At 70.0% G+C, this 13,724-nt stretch carries 15 protein-coding genes; 12 read left to right on the top strand and 3 right to left on the bottom strand.

Translation table 11 applies throughout. The features are described 5' to 3' along the window. Positions 1-35: 35 nt before the first annotated feature. The 4 genes from NNX34_RS05160 to NNX34_RS05175 all read left to right on the top strand — a co-directional run bounded on the left by NNX34_RS05160 (position 36) and on the right by NNX34_RS05175 (position 2,883). Complete coding sequence (locus NNX34_RS05160) at positions 36-458, top strand: hypothetical protein (RefSeq protein ID WP_255765439.1); 423 nt, start codon at positions 36-38, stop codon at positions 456-458. Positions 459-555: 97 nt separating this feature from the next. Continuing rightward, positions 556-885 (top strand): hypothetical protein, encoded by a 330-nt coding sequence (locus NNX34_RS05165; protein ID WP_255765440.1) that lies wholly within the window; start codon positions 556-558, stop codon positions 883-885. Between the two features lie 103 nt (positions 886-988). Then, positions 989-1,786, top strand: coding sequence for a sigma-70 family RNA polymerase sigma factor (locus tag NNX34_RS05170; protein WP_255765441.1), 798 nt, complete (start codon positions 989-991; stop codon positions 1,784-1,786). A gap of 62 nt (positions 1,787-1,848) precedes the next feature. Continuing rightward, positions 1,849-2,883 carry a S66 peptidase family protein gene (locus NNX34_RS05175; RefSeq protein WP_255765442.1) on the top strand — a complete coding sequence of 345 codons (1,035 nt, stop codon included), beginning with the start codon at positions 1,849-1,851 and terminating at the stop codon, positions 2,881-2,883. Here the strand turns inward: NNX34_RS05175 and NNX34_RS05180 are convergent. Beyond that, positions 2,880-3,818, bottom strand: a complete 939-nt coding sequence (locus NNX34_RS05180) for a glycosyltransferase family 9 protein (protein WP_255765443.1) — start codon at positions 3,816-3,818, stop codon at positions 2,880-2,882. The genes NNX34_RS05175 and NNX34_RS05180 overlap by 4 nt on opposite strands. A gap of 157 nt (positions 3,819-3,975) precedes the next feature. Here NNX34_RS05180 and NNX34_RS05185 point away from each other — a divergent pair, with 157 nt between their 5' ends. From NNX34_RS05185 to NNX34_RS05215, 7 genes are read left to right on the top strand one after another with little or no spacing between them, the layout of a single operon-like run. Next, a complete protein-coding gene (locus NNX34_RS05185; protein ID WP_255765444.1) occupies positions 3,976-4,509 on the top strand; it encodes an HAD-IIIA family hydrolase in 534 nt (177 codons plus the stop codon). Further along, positions 4,506-5,567, top strand: a complete 1,062-nt coding sequence (locus NNX34_RS05190) for a glycosyltransferase family 9 protein (protein WP_255765735.1) — start codon at positions 4,506-4,508, stop codon at positions 5,565-5,567. The genes NNX34_RS05185 and NNX34_RS05190 overlap by 4 nt, the downstream gene beginning before the upstream one ends. After that, entirely contained in the window at positions 5,564-6,592 is a 1,029-nt protein-coding gene (locus NNX34_RS05195; protein WP_255765445.1) for a glycosyltransferase, read from the top strand. Before NNX34_RS05190 ends, NNX34_RS05195 begins: the two co-directional genes overlap by 4 nt. Further along, entirely contained in the window at positions 6,589-7,845 is a 1,257-nt protein-coding gene (locus NNX34_RS05200; RefSeq protein WP_255765446.1) for a glycosyltransferase, read from the top strand. The genes NNX34_RS05195 and NNX34_RS05200 overlap by 4 nt, the downstream gene beginning before the upstream one ends. Continuing rightward, the gene (locus NNX34_RS05205; RefSeq protein ID WP_370646956.1) at positions 7,842-8,468 is read left to right on the top strand and encodes an SIS domain-containing protein; all 627 of its coding nucleotides are present in this window, start codon (positions 7,842-7,844) and stop codon (positions 8,466-8,468) included. Before NNX34_RS05200 ends, NNX34_RS05205 begins: the two co-directional genes overlap by 4 nt. Continuing rightward, a complete protein-coding gene (locus NNX34_RS05210) occupies positions 8,465-9,823 on the top strand; it encodes a PfkB family carbohydrate kinase (protein ID WP_255765447.1) in 1,359 nt (452 codons plus the stop codon). The genes NNX34_RS05205 and NNX34_RS05210 overlap by 4 nt, the downstream gene beginning before the upstream one ends. 56 nt (positions 9,824-9,879) lie before the next feature. Then, the gene (locus tag NNX34_RS05215; protein WP_255765448.1) at positions 9,880-10,671 is read left to right on the top strand and encodes an SDR family oxidoreductase; all 792 of its coding nucleotides are present in this window, start codon (positions 9,880-9,882) and stop codon (positions 10,669-10,671) included. A gap of 22 nt (positions 10,672-10,693) precedes the next feature. Here the strand turns inward: NNX34_RS05215 and NNX34_RS05220 are convergent, their stop codons facing one another. Further along, positions 10,694-11,632: a DMT family transporter gene (locus NNX34_RS05220; RefSeq protein ID WP_255765449.1), complete on the bottom strand. Its 939-nt coding sequence runs from the start codon at positions 11,630-11,632 to the stop codon at positions 10,694-10,696. Between NNX34_RS05220 and NNX34_RS05225 the strand changes: the two genes are divergently transcribed. Continuing rightward, entirely contained in the window at positions 11,631-13,046 is a 1,416-nt protein-coding gene (locus NNX34_RS05225; RefSeq protein WP_255765450.1) for a PLP-dependent aminotransferase family protein, read from the top strand. The two genes, NNX34_RS05220 and NNX34_RS05225, sit on opposite strands and share 2 nt — an antisense overlap. 3 nt (positions 13,047-13,049) lie before the next feature. Here the strand turns inward: NNX34_RS05225 and NNX34_RS05230 are convergent, their stop codons facing one another. Beyond that, positions 13,050-13,655 carry a TetR family transcriptional regulator gene (locus NNX34_RS05230; protein WP_255765451.1) on the bottom strand — a complete coding sequence of 202 codons (606 nt, stop codon included), beginning with the start codon at positions 13,653-13,655 and terminating at the stop codon, positions 13,050-13,052. Positions 13,656-13,724 lie beyond the last annotated feature (69 nt).

Raw genomic sequence — 13,724 nt, forward strand, 5'->3', positions numbered from 1 at the left:
CTGCCACGTCACCTCAACCAGGATCGGATGCAACCATGACAACGGACGGACCCGCTGCCCAGCTCCTGCTGCTGCACGCGCGCCTCAAGAATGAGCTGGGAGCCGATTACGCGGACGGCTGGATTGACCGCGGCGTTCTCCACGTCGCGGTAACCGGTCCGGAGGCCGAGGCCAAGGTGCGCGACGCCGGTGCAGAGCCGGTCCTCGTGGCGTTCAACGCCGACCAACTGCAGCAGGCCCGCAGCCAAGTGCAGGCCTGGCTCGCGGCCAAGCCCGTTCCGGACCTGGAAGTGCACTCGATCAGCACCAGCGGACGCGCCGGCGCGGTGACTGTCCAGGTCCCAGCGGATCAGGTCGCCGCGCTGCAATCGGCAGCCGACGAGCAGGCACCGGCCGGGGAAATATCCGTAATTGTGGAGGAATCAGCGGGAATGGCAACCCCGCTGTCCACAAAGTAGGGACAAGCTCCGCAAAACCGGCGGTGAAGCCGCCTGCGGGCCTAGGGTTGATGGGTCAAGCAGGCGGCACCTCCGTTCTTCCTGTCTGGATGTTCCCATGGAACAAAAGCTGCTCACCCTGCTCAGCCGCCGCACCGCGTGGATTCTCCTCGCCGTCTGTGCGGCGTTCTGGCTGGTTCTGGCCACCGGATTCCTGGAGGCACCGCTCGGCACCCCGCCCACCCTGATGTTCCTGTGGATGTACTGCAGTCTTATGCTTGCCCTGGGAAGCGTGCCGGTGGCTGCGGCCGCCGTCGCCGCGTTGGTCCTGCACCGCTCCGTGGACCGGGCCGGCGCGGCAAACGGAGCCGGGCCCGCCGTGCCGGAGGATGCGGACCGTTCACGGCGCTTATACCTTCTGCTCCACCGAGAGCTCAAGAAGCAGTAACAAAACAGGTGGTCCGGACTATTGATAACCCCTGAACGCTCTGGTGTCCTGATCAGGCGGTCCAGCAGGGGGCCGGACCTGCTCCTGAAAACCCGTGCTGCTCATGAGCGATTTCTCCGGTGTTCCGTCCTCCCTGCTTCCGTTTGAAAAGGCCCGCCAGGCACGCGGTGACCTGCAGCAGGCGCTGCACAACGAACTTGTCCTCCGGTACCGGGAAATCGCCGAAACGGCTGCCGCCGCCTACGCGGGGAGAGGGCGCGAGCTGGCGGACCTGCGCCAGGTCGCCTACATGGGCCTGATCAAGGCGGTTCGCCGCTTTGACCCTACCGTCGGCCCGCACTTTCCCGCCTTCGCGGTTCCCACCATTCATGGCGAGCTCAAGCGCTATCTTCGGGATCACTCCTGGGTTGTCCGGCCGCCGAGGCAGCTCCAGGACCTGCGGACCGCCATCGCCAGGCTGCAACCGGAACTCCTGCAGACACTGGGGCGGGAAGCGTCACTCCGTGAATTGTCCGAGGCATTGGGAGTTCCCGCGAAAGCCGTTTCGGAAGCACTGAACTGCCAGAGCAGCCTTCGCCCGGAATCCCTCGAAGCCTTGGCGGACACCACCGGCGCTGAACAATGGGCCGTAGCCGATGGCCGGCTGGAGCGGGCCGAGAACCTTGCCATGCTGCGCCGCGCCGTGCGGGACCTGACGGACCAGGACAAGGAGCTGCTGTTCCTGCGGTATTTCCACGAGGAATCCCAGCAGGCCATCGGAGAGCGGCTGGGCCTGACCCAGATGCAGGTCTCCCGCGGACTGGCGAGGATCCTGGTGCGGCTGCAGCATGACCTGCTGGATGCGCCCAAGCCACTCAGCCAAGCAGCGACGCCCGCGGCCAGGGGCAGCGCAACCGCCTGAACCGCCGCGCGGCCTGCCCTGCCCTCCCCGGATACCGTACGGCGCCCTGTTACCGTTCCAGCATGGATCCTGCCGCCGCTCCGGAAACTGCCAGCCCGGAAAATAGAGTCCCGCCAGCCACCGTCCCGCCCAAACTGGCCAGGGGCGACCTGCTGCGCGTCATTGCCCCGGCGGCCAGCCGCGCCATGGTGGCCGAACACGATCACAGCGCCCTCATCGAACGCCGTTTCGCCGACTTGGGCCTGCGGCTTTCCTACGGCCGCCACGTGGATGAGCGCGACATTTTCGACTCCACATCGGTCGCCTCCCGCGTTGCCGACCTGCATGACGCGTTTGCGGATCCGGAGGTCAAGGGCATCCTGACCGTCATCGGCGGCTTCAACAGCAACGAACTGCTCCCCTATCTGGATTGGGACCTGATTGCCGCCAATCCGAAGATCCTGTGCGGATATTCCGACATTACGGCGCTGCAGAACGCGATCTTCGCCCGCACCGGCCTGGTGACCTATTCCGGTCCGCACTGGTCCAGCTTCGGTATGCGGGATCACTTTGACCTAACGCAGCAGTGGTTCGAGGACGCGCTGGTGAACGGCTACCGGATGGAGCTTTCCCCCTCCCCGGAGTGGACCGACGATGCCTGGTTCCTGGACCAGGACAACCGCAGTCCCCGGCCGGGGACCGGATGGTGGCCAGTGCAGCAGGGCAGCGCCTCCGGCCGCATTATCGGAGGAAACCTGTGCACGCTGAACCTCCTGCAGGGGACCGCGCAGATGCCTCCGCTGGCCGGCGCCGTCCTCATGCTGGAGGACGATGCCTCCACCGATCCCATGACGTTTGCCCGTGACCTCACCTCCCTGCTCCAGCAGCCGGACGCGGAAGATATTCAGGGTCTGGTCATCGGCAGGTTCCAGGCGTCCAGCGGCATCACGCTGCCGCATCTCCAGGAGATCGCGGCCCAGCCTGCCCTGGCCGGCCTGCCGGTTCTGGCGAACGTGGATTTCGGGCACACCCAGCCGCAGCTGACCCTGCCGATCGGCGGGCGGGCGGATCTAACGGTGGACGCGTCCGGCGGCCGGCTGCGCCTCAGCGACCGTTAGAGCGCCTCGAGCTTCTCCACGGCGGCCAGGACGTCCTCCACTGTGACCGCCAGCAGCGCAGGGTCCGGATCCGCGGCGAAGGTGTCTCCGCGGCGTCGGCTTCCGTCGGTCAGGGCGATGTGCGGGCCCGGCGGCGGACCCCATTCACTGACCGGCGCCGGGCCGAACAGAACCACTGACGGCCGGGCATAGGCCGACGCCAGATGCGCCGCACCGGTATCGGCCGAGATCACCAGCCGGGATCGGGAAATCACGGCGGCGAACTCGTCCAGCCGGAGCTCACCGGCCACAACGCACTCCGCCCCAAGCCCGGCGGCGGCGGCGACGGCGAGCGCCCGCTGCCGCTCGGACCCGCTGCCCGTAAAGAGAATCGGGGAACCGGTGGCGGCGAGTTCGCGGGCGACGTCGGCAAACCGGTCCGCGGGCCAGAGCCGGCTGCCGTAGGCCGCGCACACATGGATCACTACCGTTTCCGGTGCGTTTTCCGCCGCCGGCGGCGGAGCCAACCGGTAATCCAGCGGATCCGCCGGGATGCCGTGCCAGGACAGCAGTCCTGCCCACCGCTCGCGTTCGTGGACGCCGTCCTTCCACGGCGGACCGTCCCATCCGGGTCCGGCGTGCCCGATCCAGCGACGGGGCTGCAGCGCCTCGATCCGGCTGCAGCTCTCCGGACCGCTGCCGTGCAGGTTCACGGCCACGTCGATTTGTCCGGGTTCGAGCGGAATGGGCACATCCAGGCCGTGCAGGGGAAGCAGGTCATCCACGGCGCCGGTGAGCGGCAGGATGGGACGCAGCCACTCCTGCGCGGCATACCGGATACGGTGCTCCGGATACTCCCGCCGCAGGGCCTTCAGCGCCGGAACTGCAACCAGCAGATCCCCCAGTTTCAAGGCTCGCAGCACCAGCAGTTCGGGACGCTCGGGCACCTCGGACATGGGCGCAGTTTCCTTCCGGTCGGGTCAACTCCTGCCAGAACGTCCACATCCTGCCAGAAGATTGTGCCGCGGGATACGCGTGGGGCGGCTGATCCGGTTGTCTAAGAAGTGGTCCCCGCGGTGTTTAGCTTCCCTTCCGGCGGGGAACAGATGCGGTATGGGATTTTTGCCGTCGCCGCCGCGTGCCGTCCTGTTTGACCGGGACGGCACGCTGATTTTTGACGTGCCCTACAACGCGGATCCGGCGCGCGTGCGGCCGGTGCCCGGCGCCGTCGAGGTGCTGGCCGGGCTGCGGCAAGCCGGCGTGGCCGTAGGGGTAATCACCAACCAGTCCGGCATCGGCCGCGGAATGCTGTCCGCCGAAGAAGTAGCGGGAGTGAACGACGCCGTCGAAGGCCTGCTGGGACCGTTCGATGTCTGGGAAATCTGCCCGCATGCACCGGGCGACGGCTGCGCCTGCCGCAAGCCGATGCCCGGCATGGTGCTGCGGGCCAGCCGCCGCCTGGGGCTCGATCCGGCAGAAGTCGCCGTCATCGGTGACATTGGTGCCGACGTCGGAGCCGCCGCGGCCGCCGGTGCACGCGGCGTGCTGGTGCCCACCGCCGCTACCCGTGCCGAGGAAACCGCCGCGGCTCCGCTCGTGGCGGGCGACCTGGCCGAGGCCGTGGAGTTGCTGTGGGGCAGCCGATGAGCCGCCGGGTGTTGGTGGCCCGGCTCGACGGCGCCGGGGACGTCCTGCTCGCGGGCCCTGCCGTCCGGGCGGTGGCGGCGGCACCGGAGGTGGAAACGGTGCTGCTGTGCGGTCCGCAGGGGGCGCCCGCCGGACGGCTGCTGCCCGGGGTCGCGCAGGTGCTGGAGTGGTCCTGCCCATGGATCCTGAATCCTGCCCCGGAACCTTCCCGGGACCTGCTGGAGGCACTGCGGGTCATGGTGCGGTCCGTCCGAGCCGAGGAGGCGGTGATCCTGACGTCCTTCCACCAGTCCCCGCTGCCCCTGGCATTGCTGCTCCGCGAAGCCGGGGTACGCACTATTACGGGGGCGTCCACGGATTACGCCGGTGCCTTACTGGCCCACCGGCTCAAACCCGGGGAGGACTTCCCCGAAGACCAGCCGGAGCCGGAACGTGCGCTGCGGATCGCTGCCGCCGCAGGTTTTCCGCTTCCCGCCGGCGACGACGGCCGGCTGCGGCTGGGACCCTTGCCCGACGTCTCCCACCTGGTGGGCACCGGACCCTACATCGCGGTGCATCCGGGTGCCGCCGTCCCGGCCCGGGCCTGGCCGGCGCTGCACCATGCCGCCGCCGTCGAACTGCTTACCGCCGCCGGCTTCCGCGTGGTGGTCACCGGCGGCCCCGGAGAGAAGGAGCTGACCGCCACCGTGGCGGCGGTGGCCGGCCTGGACCTGGGCGGACGCACGGATCTGGCCACGCTGGCGGCAGTCCTGGCCGGAGCGGACGCGGTGGTGGCCGGAAACACCGGGCCGGCCCATCTGGCGGCCGCGGCAGGCACTCCGGTGGTGAGCCTCTTCGCACCCGTGGTGCCCGCCATCCGGTGGGCGCCCTACGGGGTTCCGCTGGAACTGCTGGGGAACCAGCACGCTGCCTGCAGCGGAACCCGTGCCCGGATCTGCCCGGTGCCCGGGCATCCCTGCCTCTCCGGCGTTTCCCCCGAGCAGGTGGTGGAAGCGGTGCAGCGCCTGGTCACCGGCGTGCCGTCGCTGCAGACGCACCGTGAAATGAGGCACCGATGAGGATTCTGCTGTGGCACGTGCACGGCGGCTGGATGGAGGCCTTTGTCCGCGGCGCCCATGAGTACCTGCTGCCGGCTACTCCCGCACGGGATGGCTGGGGGCTGGGACGCGGCGGCCGGTCCTGGCCGGCAGCTGCCGTGGAAGTGGTGCCGGAAGATCTACGCACACAGCAGATCGACGTCGTCGTGCTGCAGCGTCCCGAAGAGATCGAAGCCTGCACCCGCCTGCTCGGCAGGCGGCCCGGCCGCGACATTCCGGCGGTGTACCTGGAACACAACACCCCGCGCGGCAACGTGCCCGAGACCCGGCATCCGCTGGCGGGCCGAACGGACATCCCGGTTGTGCACGTCACGCAGTTCAACCGCTTGTTCTGGGACACCGGGAGGGCGCCGGTACGGGTGATCGAACACGGCATCCCCGACCCCGGCTACCGCTACACCGGGGAGCGCCCGCATCTGGGAGTGGTGGTGAACGAGCCGGTCCGCCGCAGCCGGGTGGCCGGCACCGATCTCCTGCCCGGATTTGCCCGGGCCGCACCGCTGGAAATCTTCGGGATGGGCACGGAACGGCTGCCCGGACTGCTGGGCGCAGACCGCCTGCTGGTCCGCGGCGACCTGCCCGTTGCCAGGCTGCACCGGGAACTGGCCGGCTGCCGGGCCTACCTGCACCCGATGCGCTGGACGTCGCTGGGCCTGTCCCTGCTTGAGGCTATGCATCTGGGACTGCCGGTCCTGGCCCTTGCAACCACTGAAGCGGTCCGGGCAATCCCGCCGGAGGCGGGGGTGGCCAGCAACGATCCCGACGAGCTGGTCCGGGCGGCGCGGATGTTCCTGGCCGAGCCCGAGCAGGCACGCGCCTGCGGCCGGGCCGCCCGTACGGCGGCATTGGCCCGGTACGGGTTGGAGCGGTTCCTCTCCGACTGGGACCGGCTCTTCGCGGACCTGCTAACCGAGACGGTTTCCGCCGCAACGTTTCTTCCGGCCGCGGGAACCGCACCGGCATCAACAGGAGGGGGACAACAGTGAGAATCTCAATGGTGTCCGAACATGCAAGTCCGCTGGCCGCACTGGGCGGGGTGGATGCCGGCGGCCAGAACGTGCATGTGGCCGCGCTGTCCGTGGCGCTGGCCGCCCGCGGCCACACCGTGCAGGTGTACACGCGGCGGGACGATCCCGGGCTCCCGGACCGGGTGCAGGTGCAGGACGGCCTGGAGGTAGTGCACCTGACCGCCGGTCCGGCCCTGCCGCTGCCCAAGGATGACCTGCTGCCGTACATGGGGCAGCTGGCCGGCGGCGTGCTGGCCGACTGGGGAACCGAACCGCCCGACGTCGTGCACTCGCACTTCTGGATGTCCGGGCTCGCCGCACTGGAGGCGGCGCGCAGCGCCGGAGACGAGGGCGTGCCGGTGGTCCACACCTTCCACGCCCTGGGCACTGTGAAGAAACGGCATCAGGGTGCCGAGGACACCTCCCCGCCGGAACGGGCCTGGCTGGAACCCTCCGTGGGCCGGCGGGCGGACCGGGTGCTGGCCACCTGTTCGGACGAGGTCTTCGAACTCAAGGCCATCGGGGTGCCTGGCAGCCGGATCTCCATTGCGCCCTGCGGCGTGGACTTGTCCCTCTTCTCTTCCAGTGGACCGGCGGAACCACGCGGACGGCGGCACCGGATTGCCGCCGTCGGGCGCCTGGTGCCGCGCAAGGGCGTGGACCTGGCCATCCGGGCCCTTGCACTGCTGCGGGACGAGGGCCTGGAAGATGTGGAGCTGCTGATTGTCGGCGGCTCCAGTGACAGTGCCGGACTGGAATCGGATCCGGAGGCCCGCCGGCTGCTGGCCCTCGCCCGGTCCCTGGATGTGGCGGACCGGGTGCTGCTCCGGGGCCAGGTCCCCCGCGAACAAATGCCCGCAGTACTGCGCAGCGCCGATGCCGTGGTGTGCGCGCCCTGGTATGAACCCTTCGGGATCGTGCCGCTGGAGGCGATGGCGTGCGGAGTCCCCGTTGTGGCCTCGGCAGTGGGCGGGCTGATCGACACCGTGGTCCACGGCAGAACCGGCCTGCATGTGCCGCCACGGGATCCGGCAGCCCTGGCCGCCGCGCTCTCGGAGCTGCTGCAGAACCCCCGCTACGCCCGGCGGCTCGGCGCAGCGGGCAAGCAGCGCGCCTCCGCCCGCTACTCCTGGGACCGGGTGGCGCTGGAGACGGAGAAGGCCTATCAGCTGGCGCTGGGCGCCGCGGCGAGGCCCGGACGGCTGCAGTCGCTGGGAGGGAAGGCGCTGTGAGCATCGAATCACCGGTCACCGCGCCCGTCTCCGGGCCGGAGCAGGCAGTGCTGGACCACCTGGCCCAGGCGCAGCCCGCCCTGCTCTCCCTCCAACGGCAGGCCCGGCATCTGACGGAATGGGGCCTTGAGCTGGCGGCCCGCCTGTTGGCCGGGCACCGGCTGCTGACCGCCGGAAACGGCGGGTCCGCGGCCGAAGCCCAGCACCTGAGCGCGGAACTGGTGGGACGGTTCGACGGCGAGCGCCGCCCGTTTTCCGCGATTGCCCTGCATGCCGAAACCTCAGCCGTGACGGCCATCGCCAACGACTACGGCTTCGACCAGCTCTACGCCCGGCAGGTGCGGGGCCACGGCAGGCCCGGAGACGTCCTCATCCTCTTCTCCACCAGCGGCGCGAGCCCCAACCTGCTGGCCGCAGTGCAGGCCGCACACGCTGCCGGGCTGCGGACCTGGGCGTTGACCGGCCGGGCGCCGAATCCGCTCGCGGCGGCCTGTGAGGACTTCATTGCCATTGATGCACCGGCAGCAAATGCCCAGGAGGCCCATCTGGTTGCCCTGCATGCGCTCTGCCGGTCCTTTGACGCCGAGATTGAACGGCTCACCGCTGCAGGAGGAACCGCGTGAAGACAATCGTAGTGGTGGGTGATGTCCTGCTGGACACGGACATTTCCGGCTCGGCCCAGCGCCTCTCCCCCGATGCGCCCGTGCCCGTGGTGGACGTGGACGACGTCGGACGCCGGGCCGGCGGAGCGGGCCTGGTGGCGCGCCTGCTGGAGCGGGACGGCCGGCAGGTCCATCTGGTGACGGTACTCTCCGACGACGACGCCTCCGGGCTGCTGCGGACCGCGCTGGCCGGCATCCCCCTGACCTCCGGCCCGTCCGACGCTCCCACCCCGGTAAAGACGCGGATCCGGGCCGGCACCCACGCCGTGGTCCGCTTCGACCAGGGCTGCTCCCCCGCCCCGGTCCCTGCGGTCACCGCGCAGATGCTGTCCGTGGTCGCGGCGGCCGATGCGGTGGTGGTTGCCGACTACGGCCGCGGGCTCACGGCCAACCCGGCCCTCCGGGACCTGCTGGAGACCTTGGCAGGGCGTATCCCCGTGGTCTGGGACCCGCACCCGGCCGGGGCCGATCCGGTGCCCGGGGTTGCGGCAGTGACGCCGAACCTGGCTGAGGCCCTGTCCGCTGCCGGGGAGACACCGGGCGGGGTTCCGGCCGCACTTCGGGCGGCGGAAAAACTGCTGACCCGCTGGCAAAGCCAATCCGTGGTGCTCACCCTGGGGACGCAGGGCGCGCTGGCCCTCCCCGCAGCGGGGTTGGCACAGATCCTTCCGGCCCCGAAGGTTTCCGCCGAGGACGCATGCGGTGCCGGAGACCGGTTTGCCGCGTCCCTCGCCGTGCGGCTGCTCGACGGCGACGGGCTGGAAACCGCCGCCGAAGGCGCGGTGCAGGCGGCGGCCTCTTTCCTGGCCGCCGGCGGGGTGGCCGGACTGGACGCGGAAGACCCCATCTTCGGCACCGAACCACCGGACGCGATGGCGACGGCGGCGCAGGTCCGGGCGCGCGGCGGAACCGTGGTGGCCACCGGCGGTTGCTTCGATCTGCTCCACGCCGGACATGCCCGCACCCTGCTGGCGGCCCGGGGGCTGGGCGACTGCCTGATTGTCTGCCTGAACTCCGACGATTCCGTCCGGCGGCTCAAAGGAGAGCAGCGCCCGATTATCGGTGCCGGGGACCGGGCGGAACTGCTGCAGTCCCTGGAATGCGTGGACGGGGTCCTGGTCTTCGAAGAGGATACCCCGGCCGCCGTGCTGGAGCGGCTGCGCCCGGACATCTGGGTCAAGGGCGGGGATTACCGCGAAGACCAACTTCCGGAGGCCGCGCTGATCCGTTCCTGGGGCGGGGAAACGGTCACCGTCCCGTTCCATCCGGCCCGTTCCACCACGGCCCTGGCCTCCGCACTCGCGAAGGTCGGCTGAGCGGCCCCGGCCCCTGGCTCCACTGCCCCCTAATAACTCCGTCGAAAGGAATTCCCATGACCCTGTTCCCCGCGGCCCCCGCGCCGGCTTCGCTGCCCGATCCTGTGCCCGGTCCTCTCCCGGTTCCGGACCCCCTCCTCCAAACGCGCCCCCTTCCCGCGGTGTTTACCGGCCGGGTGCTGGTCACCGGCGGCGCCTCCGGGCTGGGCGCCGCCGTCAGTGCCGCCGTGACCGCCGCCGGCGGGTCCGTGGTGGTGCTGGACCGGGATATCAGCGCCGTCACGGAGGCCAAGGCCGTGCAGGTGGACGTGGCGGACCGCGCCGGCGTGGAAGCGGCCGTCCGGGAGGCGGCGCAGATCCTGGGCGGACTCGATGCCGTGGTCACCGCCGCCGGTATTGACCGCTGCGGCCGGCTTGAAGACGTGGCGGCGGAGGAATGGGAAAAGGTCATCGGCGTGAACCTGCTGGGCACGGTCTCCGTGGTCCGCGCCGCCCTGCCGTATCTGGCCGCCTCCCACGGCCGGGTCATCACCGTGGCTTCCACGCTGGGGCTCAAGGCCGTCTCCGATGCGACGGCGTACTGCGCCTCCAAGTTCGGGGTGATCGGCTTCAGCCGCGCCCTGGCCGCCGAGACCCGCGGCCAGGTGGGTGTGACCACCATGATTCCCGGCGGCATGAAAACGCGGTTTTTCGAGGACCGCACCGAGCAGTACCGCCCGCAGGACGATTCACGGCTGAACGATCCGGAAAACGTGGCCGCGGCAATCCTCTTTGTGCTAGGCCAGCCCGTCGGCTGCGAAGTCCGTGAAATGCTGATCTGCCACGATCAGGAGGATTCCTGGCCCTGAGCCCGGCTCCGGTGCGTGCCGGTCACGCGGACGACGGCGGCGCCTTCCGTCCGCGGGTCCGCACGGCGACGCCGGCGCAGAGGATGACGGCCAGCCCGCCCAGGACGGTGGCCCAGGTCAGCTGCTCATGCAGGAGCAGGGCTGCCCAGCAGATGGTCAGCACCGGCTGGGCCAGCTGTACCTGGCTGACCTGGGCCATGGGGCCGATGCCCAGGCCGCGGTACCAGGCGAAGAAGCCCAGGAACATGCTCACCACACCCAGGTAGGCGAAGGCAGCCCATTCCCCCGGGCCGCCGGCAGGTGCCCTCCCGGCAAGGCTGAACAAAGTCAGGCCTGCCATCACCGGCGAGGCGAGCACCAGCGCCCAGGAAATGGTCTGCCAGGCACCCAGCTCCCGGGTCAGGATGCCGCCCTCGGCGTAGCCAACCGCTCCGGCGATCACCGCGGCGAACAACAGCAGGTCCGACGGGTGCAGCCCGGCCAGCCCGGCGCCCTGGAGGGCCGCGAACCCAACGGCGGCCGCTGCCCCGACCGCTGCCATAACCCAGAACCGGCGGGGCGGACGCTCATGCGTGCGCAGGACTGCCATAACGGCGGTGGCGGCGGGCAGGAGGGCGGTGACAACGGCGCCGTGGCTGGCCGGGGCGGTGGCGAGTGCGAAGGAGGTCAGCAGCGGGAAACCGGCTACCACGCCGCCGCCTACCAGGGCCAGGCGCGCCCATTGCGTGCCCCGGGGCAGCCGCTGCCGGGTCAGTGCAAGCGCGGCGGCAGCGAGCAGGGCGGCGACCACCGCCCGGCCTGATCCGACAAAAAGCGGCGCCATGCCGCCCGCCACGGCGAGTCGGGTGAAGGGAAGGGTAAAGGAGAAGGCGGTGACGCCGAGCAGGCCCCACCACAGGCCCTCGCGGCTGGGCGGTAGCACTGTTGGCACTCGGAGAGTAGCGCTATTATGTGGCTTCATGGCAGATAGTAGCAGTGCGAACCGGATCGTGGCAGACCTGCGCTCGTGGATCTCGGCTGCGGCTCCCGGAGCGCAACTGCCGTCCACCCGGGAGCTCGTGGCACGGCACGGAGCCAGCCCGGTCACGGTGCAGAAAGCGCTGCGGACCCTGGCATCCCTGGGCCTGGTGGAAGGCCGGCCCGGTGCAGGAACTTTCGTCCGCGCCCGCACCGTTGCCCGTGCCCACGACTACGGCTGGCAGACCGCCGCCCTCGGCGCTCCGCGCAGCCTGCCCACCCTCTCCACCGCCATGCGGTCCGTGGCGGATGACGTGATTGCGCTGCACTCCGGCTATCCGGACCCGGAGCTGCTGCCCGGACGCCTGGTCCGGGCAGCTTTCGCCCGCGCCGCCCGCACCGACGCCGCCCTCTCCCGCTCCCCCGCCGCCGGGCTGCCCGAACTGCGTGCCTGGTTTGCCGCCGAACTGGGCAGGGATGCCCCGCCGGGGGTGGCACCTCCGGCAGCCTCCGACGTCGTAATCCTCCCCGGCAGCCAGATCGGGCTCAGCGCCGCCTTCCGCGCCCTCGTGGGGTCCGGACGTCCGCTGCTGATGGAATCCCCCACTTATTGGGGCGCCATCCTGGCCGCCGCGCAGGCCGGAGTGCAGGTGGTCCCGGTACCCAGCGGCAGTGACGGACCGGACCCGGAGGAGCTGGCACGCGCCTTCGCGCAGACCGGTGCGCGGGCTTTCTACGCCCAGCCCGCTTTCGCCAACCCCACCGGTGCCTATTGGTCGCGGCAGCGGGCCGACCAGGTGCTGCAGACCGTACGGCGGCACGGGGCGTTTTTGATCGAAGATGACTGGGCACATGACTTCGGCATTGCCGCTGATCCCGCGCCCCTGGCCGCCCGCGATGACGGCGGGCACGTGGTGTACCTGCGCTCCCTCACCAAGAGCATTTCCCCGGCGGTGCGGGTGGCGGCCATCATTGCCCGCGGCCCTGCACGCGAACGGCTGCTGGCGGATTTCCAGGCATCCTCCGTGTATGTCAGCGGAATACTGCAGGCGGTGGCGCTCGACGTCGTCACCCAGCCCGCCTGGCGCACGCATCTGCGCCAGCTGCGGCCCCAGCTGGCAGGACGGCGGGACCTGCTGATTGATGCGCTCCGGGAGCACGCTCCGCTAGCCCAGGTGGAGGCGGTCCCCAAGGGCGGACTCAACCTGTGGGTGCGCCTGCCGGACAACACGGACCTCGCCGCCCTCACCCGGGACTGCGAAAGCGCCGGCGTGCGGGTGGCACCGGGGAACGAGTGGTTTCCGGCCGAGCAGGCCGGTGCCTATCTGCGGCTGAACTACTCCGGGCCGAATCCCGGTGCGTTCGGCGAGGGGGCGCGCATCCTGGGGCGGGTGCTGGAGCAGCACCGGCACGGCTGACCGCTAGTCCCGCGCCGCCGCCGCATTCAACAGCTCGAACGCCCTCAGCGCCTTGGCGACAACCGCCGAAGGCGTGTCTGCATCATCCTGGAATGCCCAGAACGCGAGGGCTTCCATGATCGCAGCCTGCACGGCCGAGGCCAGCGCCCTCGGTCGGAGTCCGTCCTCGGGTTCACCCAGTCGCCTGGAGATGATCTCTACCAGTTGACCGTGCCACAACTGGTACATCTCCGACTGGCTGGACTGCAGTTCGCGGATGGTCACGATCAGCCGCATGCGCTGGCGGCTGAGCACGGAATGTTCATCGGGTTCGCCGAACGCCGCCGTGACGGCGGCGATGATGAGGTCGATGAGGGGAAGGTCCTCTCCCGCTTGATCGAACCCCTGCTTCAACGCCTCAAAAGCAGAGTCAACGGCTCCCCAGACAATGTCCGCCTTGGCAGGAAAGTATCGATGCAGGGTACGGACGCTTACTCCTACCTCCGCCGCGATGTCTCCAACGGTGACGTTTTCGTAGCCCTGCCGGACGACGACGTCGAATGCCCGTGCACGCAATTCAACGTCTTCCAGAAGCGGGGGCCGTCCCGGTGCCCGTCTGCTCGAACTCATGGCTCAACCGTAGCCCTTGTCCGGTTCTGCGAGTTATGGCAGACTCTGCCGGAATTGAGGTACCGACAA

The organism is Arthrobacter sp. zg-Y1116 (assembly GCF_024385485.1).
Taxonomy (GTDB): Bacteria; Actinomycetota; Actinomycetes; order Actinomycetales; family Micrococcaceae; genus Arthrobacter_B.